This is a genomic window from Streptomyces sp. NPDC058145, assembly GCF_042884245.1.
GTDB lineage: Bacteria > Actinomycetota > Actinomycetes > Streptomycetales > Streptomycetaceae > Streptomyces.
Genome location: NZ_JBHVUH010000002.1, coordinates 644303 through 669606 on the forward strand (window position 1 = coordinate 644303; position 25304 = coordinate 669606).

The window sequence follows — 25304 nt, forward strand, 5'->3', positions numbered from 1 at the left end:
ATTGTCAGTGGCCGGGTGCAGGATGGAGGGCATGGTCAGCTCCGCACACCGAGCCCTCGACGGCTTCTCGCCCGCGACCCGCGGCTGGTTCACGGGGGCGTTCTCCGCGCCCACCGCGGCCCAGGCGGGCGCCTGGCAGGCCATCGGCGCGGGCTCGGACGTGCTGGTGGTGGCCCCCACCGGCTCGGGCAAGACGCTGGCCGCGTTCCTCGCCGCGCTGGACCAGCTGGCCTCGACACCTCCTCCGGCCGACCCGAAGAAGCGCTGCCGGGTGCTGTACGTGTCCCCGCTGAAGGCACTCGCGGTCGACGTCGAGCGGAACCTGCGCAGCCCGTTGACCGGCATCCGCCAGGAGTCCGTGCGCCTCGGCCGGCCCGAGCCCGAGGTGAAGGTCGGCATCCGTTCCGGCGACACCCCGGCCGCCGAGCGCCGCGCCCTGTCCACGCGCCCGCCGGACATCCTGATCACGACCCCCGAGTCGCTGTTCCTGATGCTGACCTCGGCCACGCGCGACGCGCTGACGGGCATCGAGACGGTGATCCTGGACGAGGTGCACGCGGTCGCGGGCACCAAGCGCGGCGCTCACCTCGCGCTGTCCCTGGAACGGCTGGACGAACTGCTGCCGAGGCCCGCCCGCCGGATCGGGCTGTCGGCGACGGTGCGTCCGGTGGACGAGGTGGCCCGCTATCTCTCGCCCCGCCGCAAGGTGGAGATCGTCCAGCCGGAGTCCGGCAAGGAGTTCGACCTGTCCGTGGTCGTCCCGGTGGAGGACATGGGCGAGCTGGGCGGCTCCCCGCCGGCCGACAGCGGCGACGGGGCCGAGCGGCCCTCCATCTGGCCGCACGTCGAGGAGCGGATCACCGACCTGGTGCAGGCACACCGGTCCACGATCGTGTTCGCGAACTCGCGACGCCTGGCCGAGCGGCTGTGCAACCGGCTCAACGAGATCGCCTACGAGCGGGCGACCGGCGAGTCCCTGGACGAGCATCACTCGCCGGCCGAGCTGATGGGCGGTTCGGGGGCGGCCCACGGCGCACCCCCGGTGATCGCCCGCGCGCACCACGGCTCGGTCTCCAAGGAGCAGCGCGCGCTCGTCGAGGAGGACCTGAAGGCGGGCCGGCTGCCCGCCGTGGTCGCCACCTCCAGTCTGGAGCTGGGCATCGACATGGGCGCGGTCGACCTCGTCGTCCAGGTGGAGTCCCCGCCCTCGGTGGCCTCCGGGCTCCAGCGCGTCGGCCGGGCCGGCCACCAGGTGGGCGCCGTCTCCACCGGCGTGGTCTTCCCCAAGTACCGGGGCGACCTGGTCCAGTCCGCCGTGGTCACCGAGCGGATGCGCTCCGGCTCCATCGAGTCCCTGCGGGTCCCCGCCAACCCGCTGGACGTGCTCGCCCAGCAGCTCGTCGCCATGACGGCGCTGGACACCTGGCAGTTCGACGACCTGCTGACCATGATCCGCCGCGCGGCTCCCTTCGCCTCGCTCCCCGAGTCGGCGTTCACCGCGACCCTGGACATGCTCGCGGGCCGCTATCCGTCCGACGCGTTCGCGGAGCTGCGCCCGCGCGTGGTGTGGGACCGCGTGGCCGGCACGATCACCGGCCGCCCGGGCGCCCAGCGTCTCGCGGTCACGTCCGGCGGCACGATCCCCGACCGGGGCCTCTTCGGGGTCTTCCTCGCCGGTTCCGACCCCAAGAAGGGCGGCGGCCGGGTCGGCGAGCTCGACGAGGAGATGGTGTACGAGTCCCGGGTGGGGGACGTCTTCACGCTGGGCACCAGTTCGTGGCGCATCGAGGACATCACGCGCGACCGTGTCCTGGTCTCGCCCGCGCCGGGTGTGCCGGGCCGGCTGCCCTTCTGGAAGGGCGACCAGCTGGGCCGTCCGCTCGAACTGGGCCGTGCGGTGGGCGCGTTCCTACGCGAGATGGGCTCGCTGTCGAAGGACGACGCCCGGCAGCGCCTGCTCAGCGCGGGCCTGGACGCCTGGGCGGTGGACAACGTCCTGTCCTACCTGAGCGAACAGCGCGAGGCCTGCGGGCATGTCCCGGACGACCGCACGATCGTGGTCGAGCGCTTCCGCGACGAGCTGGGCGACTGGCGGGTCGTCGTCCACTCCCCCTTCGGCGCTCAGGTCCACGCCCCCTGGGCCCTCGCCCTGGGCGCCCGTCTGTCCGAGCGGTACGGCATGGACGCGCAGGTCATGCACGCCGACGACGGCATCGTGCTGCGCCTGCCGGACGCCGACCTGATGGGCCTGGACCTGCTCGACCAGGAACCGATGAAGGGCGGCGCCGAGTACGACAGCGAGCAGGCCCCGATCGGCGCCGCGGACGTCGCCTTCGACAAGGGCGAGGTCGACCAGATCGTCACCGACCAGGTCGGCAGCTCCGCCCTGTTCGCCTCCCGGTTCCGCGAATGCGCCGCCCGCGCGCTGCTGCTGCCGCGCCGCAGCCCGGGAAAGCGCACCCCGCTGTGGCAACAGCGCCAGCGGGCCGCCCAACTGCTCCAGGTGGCGAGCGAGTTCGGCTCGTTCCCGATCGTCCTGGAGGCGATCCGCGAATGCCTACAGGACGTCTTCGACGTCCCCGGCCTCGTCGAGCTGATGGGCGACATCGAGTCCCGCAAGGTCCGCCTGGTCGAGGTCACCACCCCCGAGCCCTCCCCCTTCGCCCGCTCCCTCCTCTTCGGCTACGTCGCCCAGTTCCTCTACGAGGGCGACTCGCCGCTCGCCGAGCGCCGCGCGGCCGCGCTCTCCCTGGACTCCCGGCTGCTGGCCGAGCTGCTGGGGCAGGCGGAGCTGCGCGAACTGCTCGACGCCGACGTGCTGACCGAGCTGGAGCGCGAGCTGCGGTGGCTGACGGAGGACCGCCGGGTCAAGGACGTCGAGGGGGTCGCCGACCTCCTGCGGCTGCTCGGCCCGCTGACCGACGCCGAGCTGGCCGAACGGGGCGCCGAGCCGCAGTGGGCGCGGGAGCTGACCGCCGCCCGCCGGGCCATCCGGGTGCGCATCGCCGGCACCGACCACTGGGCGGCCGTGGAGGACGCGGGCCGCCTGCGGGACGCCCTCGGCACGGCGCTGCCCGTGGGCGTCCCCGAGGCCTTCACGGAACCGGTCAAGGACCCGCTCGGCGACCTCCTCGCGCGGTACGCCCGCACCCACGGCCCCTTCACGTCGGCCACGGCGGCGGCCCGCTTCGGTCTGGGCGTGGCGGTCACCGAGGGCGCCCTGCAGCGGCTGGCCGCGGCCGGCCGTGTCGTCCAGGGCGAGTTCCACCCGGCGGGCATCGGCCAGGAGTGGTGCGACGCGGCCGTACTGCGCCGGCTGCGCCGCCGTTCCCTGGCAGCCCTGCGTCACGAGCTGGAGCCCGTGCCACCCGCCGCGCTAGCCCAGTTCCTGCCGCAGTGGCAGCACATCGGCAAGGGCTACGAGCTGCGCGGCGTCGACGGACTGGTGCGTGCCATCGAGCAGTTGCAGGGCGCCTCCGTGCCCGCCTCGGCGCTGGAGAAGCTGGTCCTGCCCTCACGCGTCGCCGGTTACACGCCCTCGATGCTCGACGAACTCACCGCGGCCGGCGAGGTCGTGTGGGCCGGGGCGGGCGCCCTGCCCGGCAAGGACGGCTGGGTCTCCTTGTACATGGCGGACGCGGCCCCGCTGCTGCTGCCCCAGCCGCACCCACTCGAGCTGACGGCACTTCACCAGTCGGTGCTGGACACCCTTTCCGGCGGCTACGGCCTGTTCTTCCGCCAGATCGCCGACCAGGTGCGCGCCACCACGCACCCCGAGGCCGGCGATCCCCAACTGGCCGACGCCCTGTGGGATCTGGCCTGGTCGGGACGGCTCACCAACGACACCCTCACCCCGATGCGTGCCCTGCTCGGCTCCGGCCGTACCGCGGGCTCGACGGCCCACCGCGCCAAGCGCACCGTCCCGCGCGGCCGTTACGGCTCCCTGACCGCCGCGGCCCGCGCCGCCTCGCGCACCGGCCCGCCGACGGTGGCCGGCCGCTGGTCCCTCCTTCCCGCGTCGGAACCGGACGCCACGGTGCGCGCGCACGCGCTGGCCCGCACCCTCCTCGACCGGCACGGCGTGGTCACCCGGGGAGCGGTGGCCGCCGAGGGCGTCGAGGGCGGCTTCTCCGCGGTGTATCGCGTGCTGTCCGCCTTCGAGGACAGCGGGCAGGCCAGGCGGGGTTATGTGGTCGAGGGGCTGGGCGCCGCCCAGTTCGCGATGGACGGCGCGGTCGACCGCCTCCGCGCGGCCTTCAACGCCCGCGAACGCGGCCAGGGCCTGCCCAACGGCTTCGGCGGCGACCCCGGCACCTCGCCCTTCCCCGCCGACGGGCACGCCGTCCCGGACCGGAACACCGCCGGTCACACCACTCCTGGCGGCTTCCAACAGGCCGACGGCGGACTGGCTCATCCGGGCCTCGACGGCGACTTCACCTGGCCGCCGGACGAAGCGGCACGGCCGGGTGACGGCGGCTTCTCCTGGCCACCCGAGAACAACAGCCCCGCCGCCGACGAGTACGTCTCCCCGCGCGACCGCACGGCAGACCCCTTCACCACCCCTGGCTACGGCGGCCCCAGAGGCGGCACTTCCGCTTACGGCCCGTACGGGAACCGCGACTTCGGCGACCGCCGCGGTCGGCCCGACTCCCCCGACCCGCGCGCCGCCGTCCTCGCCGCGGCCGACCCCGCCAGCGCCTACGGCGCGGCCCTTCCCTGGCCCGAACCGCCGACCGGAGCAGGACACAAGCCGGGCCGCAAGGCCGGTTCGCTCGTGGTGCTGGTGGAGGGCGAGCTGACGCTGTACATGGAACGCGGCGGCAAGACTTTGCTGGCCTGGCCCGCCGACCCGGACGCGGCCGCCGGCGACGACCCGCGCCTGCGCACCGCCGCCCAGGCCCTGGCCTCGGCCGCCCGCGCGGGCTCCCTCGGCACGATCACGGTCGAGCGGATCAACGGCGCCCAGGCCCTGACCTCTCCCCTGGGCGCCCTGCTGGAAGGAGTTGGATTCATCGCGACCCCGCGCGGCCTGCGCCTGCGCGCCTGAACACGACAGCCGTCACGACCCGCGCGCACCACCACACATCACCCGTCCGTGGCACCCTTGACGCATGCCCGAAGGTGACACGGTCTGGCAGGCCGCGAAGCGGCTGCACGAGGCCCTCGCGGGCAAGGTGCTGATCCGCAGCGACTTCCGGGTACCGCAGTACGCGACGGTCGACCTCACCGGCCGCGCGGTGCTGAGCACGATCGCGCGCGGCAAGCACCTGCTCACCCGCTTCGAGGGCGGCCTGACCCTGCACACGCATCTGCGCATGGAGGGCGCCTGGAAGGTGTTCGGCACCGGCGAGCGCTGGCGCGGCGGCCCGGCCCACCAGATCCGGGTCATCCTCGGCACCACCGACCGCACGGCCGTCGGCTACCGCCTCCCGCTGCTGGAGCTCCTGCGCACCGGCGAGGAGGAGCAGGCCGTCGGCCACCTCGGCCCCGACCTGCTCGGCCCGGACTGGAACCCCGAGCTCGCCCTCACCAACCTGCTCGCCGACCCCGGCCGCCCTCTCGGCGAGGCCCTGCTCGACCAGCGCAATCTGGCCGGCATCGGCAACGTCTACAAGTGCGAGCTCTGCTTCCTGCTCGGCGCGACCCCCTGGCTGCCGGTCGGCGCCCTGCCGGCGGACCGTGCCGCCAAGCTGATCGGACTCGCCAGGAAGCTGCTGGAGAGCAATCGCGACCGCCCGGTCCGGCAGACCACGGGCCTGCACCGGCAGGATCTCTTCGTGTATGGCCGCGCCCCGCGTCCGTGCCTGCGCTGCCGCACCTCGATCCGGGTCGCCGACCAGGGCGACGGCTACCAGGAACGCCCCACCTACTGGTGCCCGAACTGCCAGGCGGGCCCGGCGCCGGCGCGGGGCACAGCCCAGGCTTGGCGTGAGCGCTATCCCCGCCGGTCGCCGTCCAACTGATCGACGCTCCGTCAGAAACGCCCGTCACCGAGGTCGGCCGGTGCGGCATCCCGATCGGCGCCGTCGCGCCGGACCTGATCCGCGCCCCCCGAACAGGGGCCCGTCGCTGCCGTGATGACACTCCCCGCACGCCAGGCGGCCGTCCACCGTCCCGCCGCCACGGCGTCCGCCGCCCGTCCCTTGGACACGCAGTGCACCGGCAGAACGCTGAGCCCCCAGCCACCGATGGCGACGGCTCCTTCGAGCAGGCCCGCGCCCTGCCCCAGGGCGATCCGGAGTATGGCCCACCACCACACGGCGCCCAGCCCGAGAGCGGTTCCCCAGCGCACCACCCGCCTCACCATGGCCGCCACCTCCAGCCGGACGCCGGAGCACCGCCCGACCCGCGCGGGAGGCGCACCGAGGGCTCACTGACGCAAGGACACCGGACAGGCGATCCGCCGCGGAGTGACCGGCCCAGGGCGGCTCCTCACGCGTTCTCCGCCTGGAACATCCAGTGGTGCTTCTCCAGGTCGGCGGTGATCCCGATGAAGATGTCCTGGGAGACCGGATCGGGCTCGCCGGTCGCCGCCACCCGCTCGCGCATCCGCGTGATCACCGCGCCCAGCGCGCCGACCATCGCCCGGATCGCGTCGGCGTCCTTGATCCAGCCGGCCGGAGTGGTGCCGATGCCGCTGCTGGCGGCGACCGTGGGCGCGCGGCCGTCCGGTGGGACGCCGAGGGCCGAGGCCCGCTCGGCCACCGTGTCGGAGTGCGTGCGCGCGGAGGCGACGACCTCGTCGAGCTGGAGGTGGATGGACCGGAAGCGGGGCCCGACGACGTTCCAGTGGATCTGCTTGGCGACCAGCGAGAGGTCGACCAGGTCCACCAGGGCGCCCTGCAAGGCCTCGGACACGGTCTTCAGCGCCTCGTCGGGCAGCGGGCTCTTCACGACGTACATCCGCTTCCTCCGGTGGGTTCGGCTCCGGTCACGTCACCTCCACGATGACCGCCGCACCGGGTACCGGCAAACGGGCGCAGTCACGGACGCGGACCACGCGGACAGAACAAAGCCCCGGCCGGGCTTCCCAGGGTCTGCCTGGAGAGGCCCGGTCAGGGCTTCACACGTATCGGGTGGTCAGGCCGTGCTCGCGGACATCACGCGGCGACCACGTCCACCGCCTCGGCGGGCGCCTTGATGGTCACCCGTTCCGGTGGCACACCGGTCACCGACACGGGACCCAGCATCGGACGGACCGGCGTGGGCACAGGCTCGGTGGCCGCGGCGGACTGGGCCAGTTCCGCGAGCGCCAGCTCGTCGCTCACTTCCCGCATGAGTTCCGACATCCGTACGTCCAGCGCGTCGCAGATGGCGGAGAGCAGCTCGGAGGAAGCCTCCTTCTGCCCCCGCTCCACCTCGGAGAGATAGCCGAGTGAGACTCGGGCGGACGAGGAGACTTCGCGCAGAGTACGGCCCTGGCGTTGGCGCTGCCGACGCAGCACGTCACCCAGCAGGCGACGGAGCAGAATCATCGGTGGCTCCCTCCTCGGACCGCGTAGCCGCATCCTTCTCGCCCCACCGTACCGCCTTGCGCCGCGGCCGTGCGGGGAGCGATGTCGTGTTCACTCAGGGCTGCAAACATCAAAACCCCCCGTTCCGTTCCGTATCCTGTGCCCGCTCATTCCCGGTCTGTTCGCCCGCAAGCTCCTTCAGAAGCAGTGCGAGTACGCTCCGTACACTCTCCATACGAATTTCCGCACGGTCGCCGTTCAACCGCAGCGCCTCCACTTTTCCGCGACCGGCAGAACCCGGGCGAGTGGTGAGCGGCCCGTCGACGGCGACGAAGACCGTTCCCACGGGCTGGCCGTCCTGTGGGTCGGGCCCGGCGACTCCGGTCGTCGCGAGGCCCCAGTCGGCACCCAAAGCCCTGCGTATCCCGGCCGCCATCTCTGCCGCCACCTGCGGATCCACCGCTCCGCGCTCCGCCAGCAGGGTGGCGTCGACCCCCAGCAGTTCCCGCTTCAGCTCGGTGGCGTAGGCGGTGACCGAACCGCGGAAGACCTTGGAGGCCCCGGGGACGGCCGTGATCTCCGCCGCCACCATTCCACCGGTGAGCGACTCCGCGACGGCGAGGCTCTCGCCCCTCACGGTCAGTAGTCGGACCAGTTCGGTGGCCGGGGAACTCACGCTTCCTTCTCCTCCAACGCCGCCGCGCGCTCGGCGATTCCCCGCCGGCGCAGCACAATGGCCTGTCTCACGTAGTCGAGGCCGGTGACGACGGTGAGCACGACCGCCACGGCCATCACCCAGAACCTCAGGGTGGCCAGCCACCCCGTCAGCGCCAGGACGTACATCCCGACGGCGACGCCCTGGATGAGCGTCTTGAGCTTGCCGCCCCGGCTCGCGGGGATCACGCCGTAGCGAATGACGAGAAAACGCAGCAGTGTGATGCCGAGTTCCCGGCCCAGGATCACGATGGTGACCCACCACGGCAGATCGCCCAGGGCCGACAGACAGATGAGCGCCGCACCCATGATCGCCTTGTCGGCGATGGGGTCGGCGATCTTCCCGAAGTCGGTGACCAGGTTGTAGGTGCGCGCCAGATGCCCGTCGAAGAGGTCGGTGATCATGGCGACGGCGAAGGCCGCCCAGGCGAGCGAGCGCCAAGCCGGGTCGTAGCCGCCGTCCGCCAGCATCAGCGCCACGAAGCCGGGCACCAGGAGCAGCCGCAGCATCGTCAGCAGATTGGCGACGTTCCACACGCTGGCCTGGTTGACGGCCGCCGCGGTCAGTTTCCCACCGCGTGCGGGACGCGCACCGCCCTCCGGGCCGGGGGCCGGAGCGGGAGAACGGGCAACGGAGCCGGAGACCTCGGAAGCAGCGCCGTCGGCAGCGGCGGCCGAACCCCGGGCGCCCTGCGCACCGGTGGAGCCGCCCGCGGCGGATGCCGGGACTCCGGTCATCTGCCCGCCTCCTCACTGCACGACGGCGAGCCCGCCAGCGGCTCGGCGACCAGGTCGACACCTTCCGTGCCGACCACCTTCGCCTCGACCATACGTCCCACCCTCAGGCCCTCGCCGCTCGTGAGCAGCACCTGGCCGTCGGTCTCCGGGGCCTGGTGCGCGGCCCGGCCGTACACCCCGTCCTCCCCGTCGACGGACTCCACGAGGACGTGCACGGTCTCCCCGAGGCGCTCCTCGGCGCGCTGGGAGACGAGTTCCTCGGCCAGCCGGGAGACGCGGGCGAGGCGCTCGGCGACGACGTCCTCGTCGAGCTTGTCGTCGTACGTGGCCGCCTCCGTGCCCTCCTCGTCGGAGTAGCCGAAGACACCGATGGCGTCCAGGCGGGCGCCGTTGAGGAAGCGCTCCAGTTCGGCCAGGTCGGCCTCGCTCTCGCCGGGGAAGCCGACGATGAAGTTGGAGCGCACGCCGGCCTGCGGGGCCTTGCCGCGGATGGTGTCCAGCAGCTCCAGGAAGCGGTCGGTGTCGCCGAAGCGGCGCATGGCGCGCAGCACGCCGGGCGCGGAGTGCTGGAAGGACAGGTCGAAGTAGGGGACGACCTTCGGGGTGGAGGTCAGGACGTCGATCAGGCCGGGGCGCATCTCGGCCGGCTGCAGGTAGCTCACGCGGACCCGCTCGAGGCCGTCGACCTCCGCCAGCTCGGGCAGCAGGGACTCCAGCAGGCGGATGTCGCCCAGGTCCTTGCCGTAGGAGGTGTTGTTCTCGGAGACCAGCATGATCTCCTTCACCCCCTGCTCGGCCAGCCAGCGGGTCTCGTTCAGCACGTCGCTCGGGCGGCGGGAGATGAAGGAACCGCGGAAGGAGGGGATGGCGCAGAAGGAGCAGCGCCGGTCGCAGCCGGAGGCGAGCTTGACCGAGGCGACCGGCGAACCGTCCAGACGGCGGCGCAGGGGCGCGCGGGGGCCGGAGGCGGGCGAGACGCCCTCCGGGAGGTCGGCCGGGCCGTGGCCGGGCAGCGCCACGGCGGCGGCGGAATCCTGCCGCTCGGCGGGGCTGATCGGCAGCAGCTTGCGGCGGTCGCGCGGGGTGTGCGCGGCGTGGACGCCGCCGGAGAGGATGGTCTGCAGGCGGTCGGAGATGTCGGCGTAGTCGTCGAAGCCGAGCACGCCGTCGGCCTCGGGCAGCGCCGCGGCCAGTTCGTTGCCGTACCGCTCGGCCATGCAGCCCACCGCCACCACGGCCTGGGTTCTGCCATGGTCCTTGAGGTCGTTGGCCTCCAGAAGGGCGTCGACGGAGTCCTTCTTGGCGGCCTCGACGAAACCACAGGTGTTGACCACGGCGACATCGGCGTCCGCGGCGTCCTCGACGAGCTGCCAGCCGTCCGCCTCCAAACGGCCTGCGAGCTCCTCCGAGTCCACCTCGTTACGGGCGCAGCCAAGAGTGACGAGTGCGACGGTACGGCGTTCAGGCATGGGCTCAAGACTACTTTGTCTGGCTGACACCCCACGTCGACGGGGTTGGCCGATCTTGGCCAACCCCGTCACATCCGTGCCCCGTCTGCGCTTATCCGGCCTCGGGGTCGCCCTTCGTGTACGTGAGACGCTCCACGGCGCCCGGCCGGAAGTCGTCCTCGATCTTCTTGCCGTTGACGTACAGCTCGATCGCGCCGGCGTCACCGAGGATCAGATTGATCTTGGAGCTGTCCTGGAAGGTCTTGGACTCGCCCTTCTTCAGCAGCCCGTCGAAGAGCATCCGGCCGTTGTGGTCCTTGGCGGAGATCCAGCTGCGCCCGTTCGGCGCGCTGACCTGGACGGTGACCTTGTCCTGCGGCGCGGCGGCGATGGCACTGTCGGACGGCTCGGACGACGGCGCGGCGGGCTTGTCCTTCTTGGGCGTGGGCGAGGACGACTTGCCGGGCTTGGGCGAGGCCCCCTCGGCGACCTGCGACTTGGCGTCGTTACCGCCGTCACCGCCCTTGAACGCGGTGAACCCGACGAAACCGACGACGGCGACGATCGCGGCGACCATGGCAGCGGTCCAGTTGGGCCCCCGGCGCTCGGGGCGGATGCGTTCCGCCTCGAACATCGGCGCGGCCGGGGTGGGCGCGGGCCGCCCGCCGTGCTCGGCGTCGTACTGCGCGATCAACGGGGCGGGGTCGACACGCACGGCCCTGGCCAGCGTGCGGATGTGCCCGCGCGCGTACACGTCACCGCCGCAGGGGGCGAAGTCGTCCGCCTCGATGGCGTGCACGATGGCGATACGGACACGAGTGGCGCTGCTGACGTCGTCGACCGTGAGGCCGGCCGCGATGCGCGCCTGCCGCAGGGCACGGCCGACGGAGGGACGGGCTTCCTCGGACACGTCGTGGAACGGACGCTCGTCTTCAGGGGAGTTGCCGATGGACACGGGGGCGCCTTTCGAGCGTGTGAGCCACCTGTGCTGGAGGTTCAGTCTAGGCGGGTACGAAAGGGTGGGGCGACCGGGCGGAGGGGCTTTGTACGCCATCGGTATGGCCCGACAACCCGATGGTGGGACAGACACATACCCCAGGACGGGATCCGCACCGGTCCTTTCGCTCAACTTGACGTACAGCGAGGGGAAACGGTTGCTCGCCGCTCCCTAACGGGTGGATCACGGCGCTGCCGCCACCCGGCGTAACCCCGACACGCCAGGCGGCCCGCTGTCCTACCCGTCCGTCTCCCCACGGATCACCGCGAGTACGCCGTCCAGCTCGTCGGGTTTCACGAGAACGTCACGCGCCTTCGAACCCTCGCTCGGTCCCACGATGTTGCGGGACTCCATCAGGTCCATGAGCCGTCCCGCCTTGGCGAAGCCGACCCGGAGCTTGCGCTGCAGCATGGACGTCGACCCGAACTGGGTGGAGACGACCAGCTCGGCCGCCTGGCACAGCAGGTCGAGGTCGTCGCCGATGTCCTCGTCGATGTCCTTCTTCTGCTTGGTGCCCACGGTGACGTCGTCGCGGAAGACGGGCGCCATCTGGTCCTTGCAGTGCTGCACGACGAGCGCGACCTCGGCCTCGGTCACGAACGCGCCCTGCATACGCGTGGGCTTGTTCGCGCCCATCGGCAGGAAGAGGCCGTCGCCCTTGCCGATCAGCTTCTCGGCGCCGGGCTGGTCGAGGATGACCCGGGAGTCGGCGAGCGAGGAGGTGGCGAACGCCAGCCGGGAGGGCACGTTCGCCTTGATCAGGCCGGTGACCACGTCCACCGACGGGCGCTGGGTGGCGAGCACCAGGTGGATGCCGGCCGCGCGCGCGAGCTGCGTGATGCGCACGATGGAGTCCTCGACGTCCCGCGGGGCGACCATCATCAGGTCGGCCAGCTCGTCCACGATCACCAGCAGGTACGGGTACGGCTGGAGCTCGCGCTCGCTGCCCTCCGGCGGCTTGACCTTGCCCTCGCGGACGGCTCGGTTGAAGTCGTCGATGTGCCGGTAGCCGTAGGCGGCGAGGTCGTCGTAGCGCAGGTCCATCTCGCGCACCACCCACTGCAGGGCCTCGGCGGCCCGCTTGGGGTTGGTGATGATCGGCGTGATCAGATGCGGGATGCCCTCGTAGGCGGTCAGTTCCACGCGCTTGGGGTCGACGAGGATCATCCGGACGTCCTCCGGGGTCGCCCGCATCATGACCGAGGTGATCAGGCAGTTGATGCAGGACGACTTGCCGGAGCCGGTGGCGCCCGCGACCAGCATGTGCGGCATCTTCGCCAGCGAGTGCATCACGTACCCGCCCTCGACGTCCTTGCCGAAGGCGACCAGCATCGGGTCGTCGTCCTCGGCGGACTCCGCGAGGCGCAGCACGTCACCGAGGTTGACCATCTCCCGGTCGGTGTTCGGGATCTCGATGCCGACCGCCGACTTGCCGGGGATGGGGCTGATGATCCGCACATCGGGGCTGGCGACGGCGTACGCGATGTTCTTCGTCAGCGCGGTGATCCGCTCGACCTTCACTGCGGGGCCGAGCTCGACCTCGTAGCGGGTGACCGTCGGACCGCGGGTGAAGCCGGTGACGGCCGCGTCGACCTTGAACTCGGTGAAGACCTGGGTGAGCGAGGCGACGACCGCGTCGTTGGCGGCGCTCCGCACCTTGCCGGGGCCGCCCCGGGTGAGCAGGTCGAGCGACGGCAGCGCGTAGGTGATGTCGCCGGACAGCTGGAGCTGCTCCGCGCGCGCGGGCAGGTCGCGGGGCTCGTCAGGGGCTTTCTTGGTCAGGTCGGGGACGCCGCCGGTGGGCGTCTCCTGCTTGGGGCGGGCGGCCGGGACCGGCGTCGGGACCGGCACCCGGTCCGGCGCGGGCACGGGCGTGGGCACCGGGGTGGTGTCCTCGCGCTCGCCCACGCTCACGCCCTGGGTGAGGTCGGCGACGACCGGGGACGGCGGCATGCCGTGCATGACGGCACCGTCGAGCGCGGCCGCGGCGGCCGACGCGACGTCCACGGCGTCCATCCGGCGCCGCGGATCGGGTTGCGGCACCGCGGAGCGCCTCGGGCGGCCGCGGCGCTGCGAGAGCGCGTCCTCCTCGGCTTCCTCGGGGTCGTACGCCTGTGGGGCGCTCCGGCGCCCGCGGGGGCGCGCGGGCAGCGCCTCGCGCCATTGTTCGTCGTACCGTTCGTCGTCCCCGGTGGCCTCGAACTCCCGCGGATCGGACAGCAGGCCGAGGCGCACGCCGAGCGCGCGCAGGCGCTGCGGGATGGCGTTGACCGGCGTGGCGGTCACCACGAGCAGCCCGAAGATCGTCAGCAGCACCAGCAGCGGTACGGCGAGCATCTCGGTCATGGTGTACGTCAACGGGGTCGCCGCCGCCCAGCCGATGAGGCCGCCGGCATCCCTTATGGCCTGCATGCCGGAGCTGCGGGCGGGCGCCCCACAGGCGATGTGGACCTGCCCGAGGACGCCGATGACCAGGGCGGACAGGCCGATCACGATCCGGCCGTTGGCTTCCGGCTGCTCCGGGTGCCGCATGAAGCGGACCGCGATCGCCGCGAGCAGTATCGGCACCAGCAGATCGAGCCGCCCGAAGGCGCCGGTGACCAGGATCTCCACCAAATCGCCGACGGGGCCGCGCAGGTCGGCCCAGGTACCGGCGGCGACGATCAGCGCGAGAGCGAAGAGCAGCAGCGCGACGCCGTCCTTGCGGTGGGCCGGGTCGAGGTTCTTCGCGCCCTGCCCTATGCCGCGGAAGACGGCGCCGACGGCGTGCGCGAGGCCGAGCCAGAGAGCGCGCACGAGCCGGTACACGCCCCCCGTGGGGCTCGGAGCCGGCCTGGGCGGCACGGCCTTCTTCGCCGGGGCCCTCCTGGCGGGCGCCTTCTTGGCCGGGGCCTTTTTCGCGGCGGCCTTCCTTGCCGCAGCCTTAGCGGGAGCGGCCGCCTTCTTGGCGGGCGGCTTCTTGGCTGCGGAGGGACGTGAGGCCATGGGTGTGAGATTACCGGGGGAGACGACAGCGGACACGTGTGCCCACTGCTTCACCCGTTCGTGTCGCCCCTGCCGAGGCGCGGAACTGACGCACGCTCATGGGCAACTGCCTTCCCGACGGACGTCAGTTCTGCGTCGGCACCGACTGGCTGTCGCTGCCCGTGCCCGGCTCCAGGGCGTCCAGCGCCCGCCGCAGTCCCGTCAGTTTCCGCTCCAGATGGGCGGCCGTGGCCACCGCGGCGGCGTCCGCGGACTCGTCGTCCAACTGCTTCGACAGCGCCTCGGCCTGCTCCTCGACGGCCGCCAGACGCGCGGACAGCTCGGCGAGCAGCCCCGCGGACTCCTTGCCTCCGACCGCGCCCTTGCCGCCGCCCTCCAACTGCAGCCGCAGCAGCGCCGCCTGCTCCCGCAGCTGGCAGTTCTTCATGTACAGCTCGACGAACACGGAGACCTTCGCCCGCAGCACCCACGGGTCGAACGGCTTGGAGATGTAGTCCACCGCCCCCGCCGCGTAACCCCGGAAGGTGTGGTGCGGGCCGTGGTTGATCGCCGTGAGGAAGATGATCGGGATGTCCCGGGTCCGCTCCCGCCGCTTGATGTGCGCGGCAGTCTCGAATCCGTCCATGCCCGGCATCTGGACATCCAGCAGAATGACCGCGAAGTCGTCCGTGAGCAGTGCCTTGAGCGCTTCCTCCCCGGACGATGCCCGCACCAGCGTCTGATCGAGCGCAGAGAGGATGGCCTCCAGCGCCAGCAGATTCTCCGGCCGGTCATCGACCAGGAGGATCTTGGCCTTCTGCACCATGGCCCGCCCTCCTCGCCCCGGCGGTACACCGGGCGCCGCCCCAGGGGACGACTCCGTTTCGCCGCCCGTCCTTGTGCCGGTCATCGTAGCCGCACCCTGCCCGTCGCCACACCCTGTCACCGCGATGTCACTGTGCACGTAACGGAAACGCCATGAGTGACCTGAAGGTTCCCGGAATCCGGGATTCCCACACAACCCGGCACACGGCCCGGCACCCCGCACTCCGACAACTCCGCGTGCACACCCAAGGTTCCCGCCGCGTTCACATCCGCTCCCGCGGGCCCGTCACCGCTCGCCCATCCACTGCCGCATGACCGCCAGCAGATGGTCCGGATCGACCGGCTTCGTCACGTAGTCGTAGGCACCCGACTCGATCGCCTTCTCCCGGTCGCCCTTCATCGCCTTCGCGGTCAGCGCGATGATCGGCAGCCCGGCGAACTGCGGCATCCTGCGGATCGCCGTGGTCGTCGCGTACCCGTCCATCTCCGGCATCATGATGTCCATCAGCACCACCGCCACATCATCGTGCTGCTCCAGCACCTCGATGCCCTCACGGCCGTTCTCCGCGTACAGCACCGACAGCCCGTGCTGCTCCAGCACGCTGGTGAGCGCGAACACGTTGCGGATGTCGTCGTCGACGATCAGCACCTTCTCGCCCCCGAACCGCACCGCGCGGGCCGGCTGCGGGGTGCTCTCCTGCTCGGCGACCGTGATCCACTGCTCCGGCCGGTGCTCGGGCGGCGGCAGGCTCCGGCGGCGGCGCCTGAAGAGCGCGGCGGCCCCGTTCTGCGTCTCCCGGTACGACTTCACCTCCGCCGGCGTCTCGATCTCCGCCGCCGACAGATCCGCGTCCGGCCGGCCCTCGGAGGCGAGCAGCTCACCGGCCTCCAGCGCCTGCACGGACTGCTGGTAGCCCTGCGGCGGCAACTCGCTCGGGTGCACCGGCAGGTACAGCGTGAACGTCGAGCCGCGGCCCGGTTCGCTCTGTGCGTAGATCTCACCGCCGAGCAGCTGTGCGATCTCCCGCGAGATCGACAGACCGAGACCGGTGCCGCCGTACTTGCGGCTGGTCGTGCCGTCCGCCTGCTTGAACGCCTCGAAGATCACCCGCATCTTGCTGGCCGCGATGCCGATCCCCGTGTCGGTCACCGAGAACGCGATCAGGCCGGCGTCCGGATTGGTCAGCGAACCGGCCTCCAGCATCTGCTCCCGGATGATCTGGGGCACATCGGCGCCGGCGGGCCGGATCACCAGTTCCACCGAACCGGAGTCGGTGAACTTCACCGCGTTGGACAGCAGGTTGCGCAGCACCTGCAGCAGCCGCTGCTCGTCGGTGTGCAGGGTGGCCGGCAGCTCCGGGGAGACCCGCACGGACAGGTCCAGGCCCTTCTCCGCGGTCAGCGGCCGGAAGGTCGCCTCCACGTAGTCCACGAGCTGGACGAGCGCGATGCGCGTCGGGGAGACGTCCATCTTGCCCGCCTCGACCTTCGACAGGTCCAGGATGTCGTTGATCAGCTGCAGCAGATCGGAACCGGCGCCGTGGATCGTCTCGGCGAACTCGACCTGCTTCGGGGAGAGATTGCCCTCGGCGTTGTCGGCGAGCAACTTGGCCAGAATCAGCAGGGAGTTGAGCGGAGTACGCAGCTCGTGCGACATGTTGGCGAGGAACTCGCTCTTGTAGCGCATCGACACCGCGAGCTGCTCGGCACGCTCCTCCAGGACCTGCCGGGCCTCCTCGATCTCGGTGTTCTTCACCTCGATGTCCCGGTTCTGCCGGGCCAGCAGCTCGGCCTTCTCCTCCAGTTCGGCGTTGGACGCCTGCAGCGCCTTCTGCCGGTTCTCCAACTCGGCCGACCGCTCCCGCAGTTGCTCGGTCAGCTCCTGCGACTGCTTCAGCAGCAGCTCGGTCTTGGTGTTCACCGAGATGGTGTTGACGCTGGTCGCGATCATCTCGGCGATCTGGTTGAGGAAGTCCTTCTGGATCTGCGTGAACGGCGTGAACGACGCCAGCTCGATCACGCCGAGCACCTTGCCCTCGAAGAGCACCGGCAGCACGATCACCTGCGCGGGCGGGGCCTCACCGAGCCCCGAGGAGATCTTCAGATAGCCGCTGGGCGCGTTCTCCACCAGGATCGTGCGCTTCTCCTGGGCAGCCGTGCCGATCAGCCCCTCACCCGGCCGGAACGACGTCGGCATGGAGCCCATCGAGTAGCCGTACGAGCCGAGCATCCGCAGCTCGTAGTGGTCCTCGGCGTCGGCGCCGAGGTCCTGGCCCTCCATGAGCGGCATCGTCAGGAAGAACGCGCCGTGCTGCGCGGAGACCACCGGCGTCAGCTCGCTCATGATCAGCGAGGCCACGTCCGCCAGGTCCCGGCGCCCCTGCATCAGCGCGGAGATACGGGCCAGGTTGCCCTTCAGCCAGTCCTGCTCCTTGTTGGCGATCGTGGTGTCGCGCAGGTTGGCGATCATCTTGTTGATGTAGTCCTGCAGTTCCTGGATCTCGCCGGAGGCGTCGACGTCGATCTTCAGGTTCAGGTCGCCGCGGGTCACCGCGGTCGCCACGCGCGCGATGGCACGCACCTGCCGGGTCAGGTTCCCGGCCATCTCGTTCACCGACTCCGTCAGGTCCCGCCAGGTGCCGTCGACGTCACGCACGCGTGCCTGACCGCCGAGCTGCCCCTCGGTACCCACCTCACGGGCGACCCGGGTGACCTCCTCGGCGAAGCTGGACAGCTGATCGACCATCGTGTTGATCGTCGTCTTCAGCTCGAGGATCTCGCCCCGGGCATCGATGTCGATCTTCTTCGTCAGGTCACCCTTGGCGATGGCCGTGGTGACCATGGCGATGTTGCGCACCTGACCGGTCAGGTTGGACGCCATCTGGTTCACGGACTCGGTGAGGTCCTTCCAGGTGCCGGCCACACCCGGCACGTGCGCCTGGCCGCCCAGGATGCCGTCCGTACCCACCTCACGGGCCACCTTGGTGACCTGGTCGGCGAACGAACTCAGCGTCCGCACCATGGTGTTGAAGGTGTCGGCGAGCTGCGCGACCTCACCGCTCGCCTCGATGGTCACCTGCCGCGTCAGGTCACCGTTGGCGACCGCGGCCGCCACCTGGGAGATGTTCCGCACCTGCATGGTCAGGTTGTTGGCCATCAGGTTGACGTTGTTGCTCAGGTCCTTCCAGATGCCGGTGACACCCGGTACGTGCGCCTGACCGCCCAGGATGCCCTCGGTGCCCACCTCTCGGGCCACCCGGGTCACTTGCTCGGCGAAGCTCGACAGCTGGTCCACCATCGTGTTGACCGTCGTGACGAGCTCGAGGATCTCGCCCTTCGCGTCAACGGTGATCTTCTTCGACAGATCGCCCTTGGCGACGGCGGTCGTGACCTCGGCGATGTTGCGCACCTGGATGGTCAGGTTGTTCGCCATGAAGTTCACGGACTGCGTGAGGTCCTTCCAGGTGCCCGAGACGCCCTGGACCTCCGCCTGACCGCCCAGCATCCCCTCGGTGCCCACCTCACGGGCCACGCGCGTGACCTCCTGGGCGAACGACGACAGCTGGTCGACCATCGTGTTCAGCGTGTTCTTCAGCTCCAGGATCTCCCCGCGCGCGTCCACGGTGATCTTCTGGGAGAGGTCACCGCGGGCCACCGCCGTGGCCACCTGGGCGATGTTGCGCACCTGGGCGGTGAGGTTGCCGGCCATGCCGTTCACGGAATCCGTCAGGTCCCGCCACACACCGGCCACGCCCGGCACCTGCGCCTGACCGCCGAGGCGGCCCTCGGTGCCCACGTCCCGGGCGACCCGGGTCACCTGGTCGGCGAAGGCGGAGAGCTGGTCGACCATCGTGTTGATGGTGTTCTTCAGCTCGAGGATCTCCCCGCGCGCGTCGACGTCGATCTTCTGCGAGAGATCACCGCGCGCCACGGCCGTAGTCACCTGCGCGATGTTTCGCACCTGACCGGTCAGGTTGGACGCCATCGAGTTGACGGAGTCGGTGAGCTCCTTCCAGGTGCCCGACACCCCGTCCACCCGGGCCTGCCCGCCGAGCCGGCCCTCGGTGCCCACGTCCCGGGCCATCCGCGTCACCTGGTCGGCGAAGCTCGACAGCTGGTCCACCATCGTGTTCACGGTGTTCTTCAGCTGGAGCATCTCACCGGAGACGTCCACGGTGACCTTCTGGGAGAGGTCGCCGTTGGCCACCGCCGTGGTCACCTGGGCGATGTTGCGCACCTGTCCGGTCAGGTTGCGGAACGCCGTGTTGACGGAGTCCGTCAGGTCCTTCCAGGTACCGGCCGCGCCCGGCACCTGCGCCTGACCGCCCAGCTCACCCTCGACACCGACCTCCCGCGCGACCCGCGTCACTTCGGCACCGAACGCCGACAGCTGGTCCACCATCGTGTTGACGGTGTTCTTCAGCTCCAGCATCTCGCCGGCCACGTCCACCGTGACCTTCTGCGACAGGTCACCGCTGGCCACGGCGGTCGTCACCGCGGCGATGTCGCGCACTTGCGTCGTCAGGTTCCGGAACACCGTGTTGACGGAGTCAGTCAGGTCCTTCCAGGTACCGGCGACACCCGGCACCGTCGCCTGACCGCCCAACCGGCCCTCGGCGCCGACCTCGTTGGCCACGCGCGTGACCTCGTCCGCGAAGATCCGCAGCGTCTCGGTCATCTGGTTGATCGTCTCGGCGAGCTGCGCGACCTCGCCCCGCGCCGGAACCGTCACTTTCTGCGACAGATCACCGTTGGCCACCGCCGTGGTGACCTGGGCGATCCCGCGCACCTGGGCCGTCAGATTGCCGGCCATCAGGTTCACCGAATCGGTGAGTTCCTTCCACGTGCCGTCCACACCCGGCACATGCGCCTGGCCGCCGAGGATGCCGTCGGTGCCGACCTCCCGCGCGACCCGCGTCACCTCCGAGGAGAAGGCGGAGAGCTGGTCCACCATCGTGTTGACGGTGTTCTTCAGCTCCAGCATCTCGCCGGCCACGTGAACGGTGACCTTCCGCGACAGATCACCCTTGGCGACCGCGGTGGTCACCAGGGCGATGTCCCGCACCTGGGCCGTCAGCCGGGACGCCATCGTGTTGACCGAGTCCGTGAGGTCCTTCCACGAACCGGACAGCCCGCGCACCCGGGCCTGGCCGCCGAGCTTGCCCTCGGTGCCGACCTCGCTGGCCACGCGAGTGACCTCGTCGGTGAACGTCGACAACTGGTCGACCAGGTTGTTGACCGTACGGCCGACCTTCAGGAACTCGCCGCGCAGGGGATGCCCGGTGCCGTCCGGCGCCTGCGTGCGCAGATCCATCCGCGGCGACAGATCACCCTCCGCGACCGCCGTCAGGACCCGGCTGACATCCGAGACGGGCCACACCAGGTCGTCGACCAGCGCGTTGGAGTTGTCGACGGCGGTCGCCCACGAGCCCTCGCAGGCCCCCGTCTCCAGCCGTTCCGTGAGTTTTCCCTCACGCCCCACCATGCGCCGCACGCGCGACAGCTCACCGGTCAGGTGCAGGTTGCGGTCGGCCACCTCGTTGAAGACCGCGGCGATCTCCGACATCACGCCGTCCCCGGACACCGTGAGCCTCTTGCGGAAGTTCCCGTCGCGCATGGCGACCAGAGCCGCCTGCAGCCGGTTCAGGGCAGCCGTGTCCACGACGGTGGTGCCGCCGCCCCTGCCCAGGGACTGTCCGCCCTTCGCGCGCGCCTTCGTGCCCCGCGTCGCTGCGCCAGACTCCACTGTGTCCCTCCCGAAGGGGTAGACCGTTACTGCCGTGCTCGGTCACATCGTCCGGTGTGCCGCTCCCCGGCATACCGGTTGCTTCCGCGTACCCGTTACCGCTCGGTATTTCTGCCAGAGGAGCTCCGGACACACCAGGGGCTGCTGCCCACCGTGCACGGAACACACTCAAACTGACCGGACCTTCATCAGAAGCTTGCCCAGTGTTTCACCCCGGCCGAACCAGGCCATAACAGTTCGGCAGCTTCGCACATCGTCCGCACACACCCTGGGGGGTTAAACAACGGCGACCGGCATCCGCTCGGACGGCGAAGGTAAGTAACCTTGCATGCGGCTGTCCAGCCGCACCGGTCCGTCCGGCCTGGGCGGTGGCACCAGAACGAGCGGGCATCGGAGGGGCGGCCGCAGAACATGACCACCGGACTGATCCCCGGGGGACCATCCCCGGAGCCACGGCCGACGGGCGAGCTGATGCCGCAGCAGCGGCGCGAGCCGGTCGGCCCAGCAGCCCTGTCCGCCGACAACAGGCTGAGGAGTTTTGTGATCACCGCGCGCGCGGCCGCCAGCTTCGAGCCCGTCGGACGATCGGTGGCGACCGCCCGGTCCTTCGTCCGCGACACCCTCCAGGGCTGGGGTTTCGCCGACATCATCGACGACGCGGTGGTTCTCACCAGCGAACTCGTGACCAACGCGGTGGTGCACGCCGGTACGCACGCGGAGGTGCTGTGCCTGCGCACCGAGGACGGCGTGCGCGTCGAGGTCTCCGACCGCTACCCCGAGCGTGAGCTGCCCGTGCAGAGCGCCCACGCCGCGATGGGCAACCCCGACCGCGAGGGCGGCCGTGGCCTGCAGCTGTGCGCGGCCCTGGCGACCCGCTGGGGTGTGGACTACACGCCCACCCACAAGAACGTCTGGTTCCACCTCGACCTGCCCGAACGTCCGGTCGGCACCCGCACCGCCGGCCCCTTGATCCCCGCCGACCTGCTCCCGCTGGCCGACGGCCGGATCCGCGTAGCGGTCCTCCAGGTCGACCGGAAGGGCTCCATCAGCGCTTGGAACGAGGACGCGGAGGAACTGTTCGGGCACCTGGCGAGCGAGGTCGTCGGCAAGCCCCTCACCGACCTCGCGGCCTGGCCGCACACCCCGGGCACCGGCACCGGCATCGCCGAGGCCCTGCGACTCTCCCGCTGGGAGGGCAGCTACGGCATCCGCCGCGCCGACGGCCGGGTCGCCCCGGTGTACGCCTCCCACCTGCGGGTCCGCGACACCGGCGGTGAGCCGTCCACCGTGTGCCTCCTGGTACGCGATCACGAGCGCGCCGTCCTGCAGACGCCGCCGCGCGGTCCCGCCGGCGACCAGACGTCGGCCTCCGACGGGCAGAGCACCGACCCGTTCGAGGTGTTCATCGGCTCCCCCGCCCCCGATGACCTGGACGGCCTGCTGCAGCGCACGGTGGAGCGGGCCCGCGACATGCTCGACGGCGACTCCGCGTTCCTGCTGCTCGCGACCGACGACGAGACCGAGCTCGAGGTCCGCGCCTCCACCGGCCTGCCCTCCGCCCGCCAGCGCTTCGCCCGCGTGCCCGTCGAGGCCGGCCCCGGCCGCTACGGCTCCGCGCGCATGCCCGCCGTCCACGACGACCTCACCGCCGTCCCCGGAGCGGTGCCGCTGCTGTCCGGAACCGGCATGCGCTCGGTGGTCACGGTCCCGCTGAAGGTCGAGGGCCGTCTGACGGGCTCCCTCGGTGTCGCCGCCGAGGCACCCGGCCGGTACTCGAACGAGGAGGCACTGCGCCTGCAGTTCGCCGCCGACCGCATCGCGCTGGCCGTCGAGTCGGCCCGGCTGGGCGAGCTGGAGCGGCTGCGCCGCGGCTCCCTGAGCTTCCTGGTCGAGGCCTCCGACCTGCTGGCCGGCACCCTGGACCGCGACCAGACCCTGGCCCTGATGGCGCAGATGACGGTGCCGACCCTCGCGACCTGGTGCGCGGTCTACACGATCGCCGACCAGGCCTCGGAGCCGTATCTGTCGTACGTGCTGCACGAGGACGAGGACCTCATCGACGGCATCAAGTCGCTGCTGTCGAAGCTCCCGGCCCCCGACCCGGTGCCGACGCCCGGTGCCCGGATCTGGTCCGCGCCCGGCGAGGTCGCCCACCAGGCGGCCCTGCGCAGTTCCATGCGCAGCCTCGGACTGGCGGGTGGCCCCACGCACCAGGCCGCCTCGGGCATCGGCCCGACCCTGGCCACGGCCTCCGCGGTCGGCGGCGAGACGGTCGTCCTGCCGCTGGTCGCCCGCAACCGCGTCATCGGCATGCTGACCCTCGGCAAGCCGACCGACGAGCACTTCCGCCAGGAAATCCTGGAACTGGCCGAGGACTTGTCCCGCCGGGCCGCACTCGCCCTGGACAACGCCCGTCTGTACTCGGAGCGCACGGCCATCAGCCAGGCCCTCCAGCGCAGCCTGCTCCCGCCCGGCCTGCCGCAGATCGACGGCGTCGAGGTCGAGGTCATCTACCGCGCGGCCGGCGAGGGCAACGAGGTCGGCGGCGACTTCTACGACCTCTTCCCCATCGGCAACGGCGCCTACGGCTTCGCCATCGGCGACGTCTGCGGCACGGGCCCGAACGCGGCGGCGGTCACCGGCCTGGCCCGGCACGCGCTGCGCCTGCTGGCGAGGGAGGGCCTCTCCGGCCCGGCGGTGCTGGAGCGGCTGAACTCGGCCATCCTCGACGAGGGCGACCGCAGCCGCTTCCTCACGCTGCTCTACGGCGAGATGCGGCCGCAGGAGGACGGCAGCGCCGAGCTGAAGGTCGTCTGCGCCGGCCACCCGCTCCCGCTGCGGCTGCGGCAGGACGGCACGGTGGTCCCGTCGGCCGAACCCCAGCCGCTGCTCGGTGTCATCGAGGACCTGGAGCTGTACGAGGAGACGGTCACCCTCGACCCCGGTGACGTCCTGCTCTGCGTCACGGACGGCGTCACCGAACGCCGGGAGGGCACCCGCATGCTGGGCGACGACGGCCTCGCCGACGTCCTCACCACGTGCACGGGCCTCACGGCGGGCGCGGTGGCCGCGCGCATCATGCGCGCGGTGGAACGCTTCGCCTCGGACGCCCCGTCCGACGACATGGCGATTCTGGCCATGCGAGTGCCGGAACCCCACCAGGAGGCATGAGAAAGGCCCCGCCCGAATGGGCGGGGCCTTTCTGTCGGAGCCCCCAAACGGAATCGAACCGTTGACCTTCTCCTTACCATGGAGACGCTCTACCGACTGAGCTATAGGGGCCTGTCGCTTTCGAGGTTTCCCTCGCTGCAACAAGAAAACCATACCCTGAACAGGCCCGAGTTCCCAAACTCCTTCGGCGTACGTTCAGAAGGCGGGCTGAAGCAGTCCTCCGAGTGCGTTGCAGGCGGAGACGATCCGCTGCATCTCCCGCTTGGTGAGCGAAGCGTCCACCGGCAGGGCGAGCGTCTCGTCCGCGGCCCGCTCGGTCTCCGGCAGCGTGACACAGCGCCGGAACTCCGGGAGCCGGTGCACGGGAGTCTTCACGGGGACACGGCACTCGATTCCCCTGGCCCGAAGGGCGCGTGCGAAGGCGTCGCGGTCCGGCCGGCCGTTGCCCGGCACCCGCACCACGTACTGCTGGTAGGTGTGCCCGGGACCGCCGTCCGGCGTCCGCACGCCTTTCAACTTGGCGTCGAGATAGGCGGCCCGCTCCCTGCGCTGCGCCATCTCGTCGTACGGCGCCTCGGACTCCCCCTGCTCCAGCACGAGCAGCCCGTGCCGCTGCCCGAGCTCGTGCAACCGCGCGATGTCCGCGCGCCGTCCGAAACGGTGCACGACAACTATGCTCGCCGTGCTCGGAGTTATGGCCGCCTCCACGGCTGACGTGTCGAGGCAGTAGCCGGCCGGATCTATGTCGGCGAACACCGGGAGCGCACCCGCCCGCGTCACGGCCTCGGCCACTTCGACGTTCCCGAAGGCCGGTACGACGACCTCGTCACCGGCTCCTACGCCGGCCGCCCTGAGCATTGCAGCAGTACCCATGGCTCTGATGCTGAGCGTGGAACGTGAACTCGAAGTTACGTATAACAAAAAAGGGTTGGACCCGGAACCGAAGTTCGGGGTCCAACCCTTTCAAAATTTGTTCGGCGGCGTCCTACTCTCCCACAGGGTCCCCCCTGCAGTACCATCGGCGCTGTGAGGCTTAGCTTCCGGGTTCGAAATGTAACCGGGCGTTTCCCTCACGCTATGACCACCGAAACACTATGAAACTGACAACCGAACCATGTGTGGCACATGGGGCTGTTCGTGGTTTCAGAACCAACACAGTGGACGCGAGCAACTGAGGACAAGCCCTCGGCCTATTAGTACCGGTCACCTCCACCAGTTACCTGGCTTCCAGATCCGGCCTATCAACC

14 protein-coding genes, 1 tRNA gene and 1 rRNA gene are annotated in these 25304 nt (G+C 70.9%); 3 read left to right on the forward strand and 13 right to left on the reverse strand.

Going from position 1 to position 25304, the window contains the following annotated elements; all coding sequences use genetic code 11:
* The first annotated feature begins 31 nt into the window (after positions 1-31).
* A complete protein-coding gene (locus ACFVVO_RS06745) occupies positions 32-5047 on the forward strand; it encodes an ATP-dependent helicase (RefSeq protein ID WP_390052308.1) in 5016 nt (1671 codons plus the stop codon).
* Positions 5048-5111: 64 nt separating this feature from the next.
* The gene (locus tag ACFVVO_RS06750; protein WP_390052309.1) at positions 5112-5963 is read left to right on the forward strand and encodes an Fpg/Nei family DNA glycosylase; all 852 of its coding nucleotides are present in this window, start codon (positions 5112-5114) and stop codon (positions 5961-5963) included.
* A gap of 11 nt (positions 5964-5974) precedes the next feature.
* On the opposite strand, the gene ACFVVO_RS06755 is transcribed toward ACFVVO_RS06750, so the two are convergent.
* The 10 genes from ACFVVO_RS06755 to ACFVVO_RS06800 all read right to left on the reverse strand — a co-directional run bounded on the left by ACFVVO_RS06755 (position 5975) and on the right by ACFVVO_RS06800 (position 20886).
* The gene (locus ACFVVO_RS06755; protein ID WP_390052311.1) at positions 5975-6307 is read right to left on the reverse strand and encodes a hypothetical protein; all 333 of its coding nucleotides are present in this window, start codon (positions 6305-6307) and stop codon (positions 5975-5977) included.
* Between the two features lie 125 nt (positions 6308-6432).
* Positions 6433-6903, reverse strand: coding sequence for a Dps family protein (locus ACFVVO_RS06760; RefSeq protein ID WP_390052313.1), 471 nt, complete (start codon positions 6901-6903; stop codon positions 6433-6435).
* A 197-nt stretch (positions 6904-7100) separates the two neighbouring features.
* Positions 7101-7475 (reverse strand): helix-turn-helix domain-containing protein, encoded by a 375-nt coding sequence (locus ACFVVO_RS06765; RefSeq protein ID WP_390052314.1) that lies wholly within the window; start codon positions 7473-7475, stop codon positions 7101-7103.
* A 109-nt stretch (positions 7476-7584) separates the two neighbouring features.
* Entirely contained in the window at positions 7585-8130 is a 546-nt protein-coding gene (locus ACFVVO_RS06770; RefSeq protein WP_390052316.1) for a CinA family protein, read from the reverse strand.
* Positions 8127-8906 (reverse strand): CDP-diacylglycerol--glycerol-3-phosphate 3-phosphatidyltransferase, encoded by a 780-nt coding sequence (gene pgsA, locus ACFVVO_RS06775; RefSeq protein ID WP_390052317.1) that lies wholly within the window; start codon positions 8904-8906, stop codon positions 8127-8129. Before pgsA ends, ACFVVO_RS06770 begins: the two co-directional genes overlap by 4 nt.
* Positions 8903-10375 carry a 30S ribosomal protein S12 methylthiotransferase RimO gene (gene rimO / locus ACFVVO_RS06780; protein ID WP_390052319.1) on the reverse strand — a complete coding sequence of 491 codons (1473 nt, stop codon included), beginning with the start codon at positions 10373-10375 and terminating at the stop codon, positions 8903-8905. Before rimO ends, pgsA begins: the two co-directional genes overlap by 4 nt.
* Before the next feature lie 91 nt (positions 10376-10466).
* On the reverse strand, positions 10467-11309 hold the full coding sequence (locus tag ACFVVO_RS06785) for a helix-turn-helix domain-containing protein (RefSeq protein ID WP_390052321.1): 843 nt from the start codon (positions 11307-11309) through the stop codon (positions 10467-10469).
* A 279-nt stretch (positions 11310-11588) separates the two neighbouring features.
* Positions 11589-14336: a DNA translocase FtsK gene (locus ACFVVO_RS06790; protein WP_390052322.1), complete on the reverse strand. Its 2748-nt coding sequence runs from the start codon at positions 14334-14336 to the stop codon at positions 11589-11591.
* A gap of 124 nt (positions 14337-14460) precedes the next feature.
* Positions 14461-15141 (reverse strand): two-component system response regulator, encoded by a 681-nt coding sequence (locus tag ACFVVO_RS06795; protein ID WP_390052324.1) that lies wholly within the window; start codon positions 15139-15141, stop codon positions 14461-14463.
* A gap of 285 nt (positions 15142-15426) precedes the next feature.
* Positions 15427-20886: a HAMP domain-containing protein gene (locus tag ACFVVO_RS06800; RefSeq protein ID WP_390052326.1), complete on the reverse strand. Its 5460-nt coding sequence runs from the start codon at positions 20884-20886 to the stop codon at positions 15427-15429.
* Positions 20887-21297: 411 nt separating this feature from the next.
* On the opposite strand from ACFVVO_RS06800, the gene ACFVVO_RS06805 reads away from it, so the two are divergent.
* Entirely contained in the window at positions 21298-24057 is a 2760-nt protein-coding gene (locus ACFVVO_RS06805; RefSeq protein ID WP_390052327.1) for a SpoIIE family protein phosphatase, read from the forward strand.
* Positions 24058-24095: 38 nt separating this feature from the next.
* Here the strand turns inward: ACFVVO_RS06805 and ACFVVO_RS06810 are convergent.
* From ACFVVO_RS06810 to rrf, 3 genes are all read right to left on the reverse strand, one after another.
* Positions 24096-24168: transfer RNA gene (locus tag ACFVVO_RS06810), tRNA-Thr, on the reverse strand.
* A gap of 84 nt (positions 24169-24252) precedes the next feature.
* Positions 24253-24915 (reverse strand): DegT/DnrJ/EryC1/StrS family aminotransferase, encoded by a 663-nt coding sequence (locus tag ACFVVO_RS06815; RefSeq protein WP_390052370.1) that lies wholly within the window; start codon positions 24913-24915, stop codon positions 24253-24255.
* 114 nt (positions 24916-25029) lie between these two features.
* Positions 25030-25146 (reverse strand): 5S ribosomal RNA (gene rrf / locus ACFVVO_RS06820).
* Positions 25147-25304 lie beyond the last annotated feature (158 nt).

Bases quoted from the DNA above. Each gene is read 5' to 3' on its own strand.
- ACFVVO_RS06745 (WP_390052308.1), top strand. From the start codon at position 32: ATGGTCAGCTCCGCACACCGAGCCCTCGACGGCTTCTCGCCCGCGACC.
- ACFVVO_RS06750 (WP_390052309.1), top strand. From the start codon at position 5,112: ATGCCCGAAGGTGACACGGTCTGGCAGGCCGCGAAGCGGCTGCACGAG.
- ACFVVO_RS06755 (WP_390052311.1), bottom strand. From the start codon at position 6,307: ATGGTGAGGCGGGTGGTGCGCTGGGGAACCGCTCTCGGGCTGGGCGCC.
- ACFVVO_RS06760 (WP_390052313.1), bottom strand. From the start codon at position 6,903: ATGTACGTCGTGAAGAGCCCGCTGCCCGACGAGGCGCTGAAGACCGTG.
- ACFVVO_RS06765 (WP_390052314.1), bottom strand. From the start codon at position 7,475: ATGATTCTGCTCCGTCGCCTGCTGGGTGACGTGCTGCGTCGGCAGCGC.
- pgsA (WP_390052317.1), bottom strand. From the start codon at position 8,906: ATGACCGGAGTCCCGGCATCCGCCGCGGGCGGCTCCACCGGTGCGCAG.
- rimO (WP_390052319.1), bottom strand. From the start codon at position 10,375: ATGCCTGAACGCCGTACCGTCGCACTCGTCACTCTTGGCTGCGCCCGT.
- ACFVVO_RS06790 (WP_390052322.1), bottom strand. From the start codon at position 14,336: ATGGCCTCACGTCCCTCCGCAGCCAAGAAGCCGCCCGCCAAGAAGGCG.
- ACFVVO_RS06795 (WP_390052324.1), bottom strand. From the start codon at position 15,141: ATGGTGCAGAAGGCCAAGATCCTCCTGGTCGATGACCGGCCGGAGAAT.
- ACFVVO_RS06805 (WP_390052327.1), top strand. From the start codon at position 21,298: ATGACCACCGGACTGATCCCCGGGGGACCATCCCCGGAGCCACGGCCG.
- ACFVVO_RS06815 (WP_390052370.1), bottom strand. From the start codon at position 24,915: ATGCTCAGGGCGGCCGGCGTAGGAGCCGGTGACGAGGTCGTCGTACCG.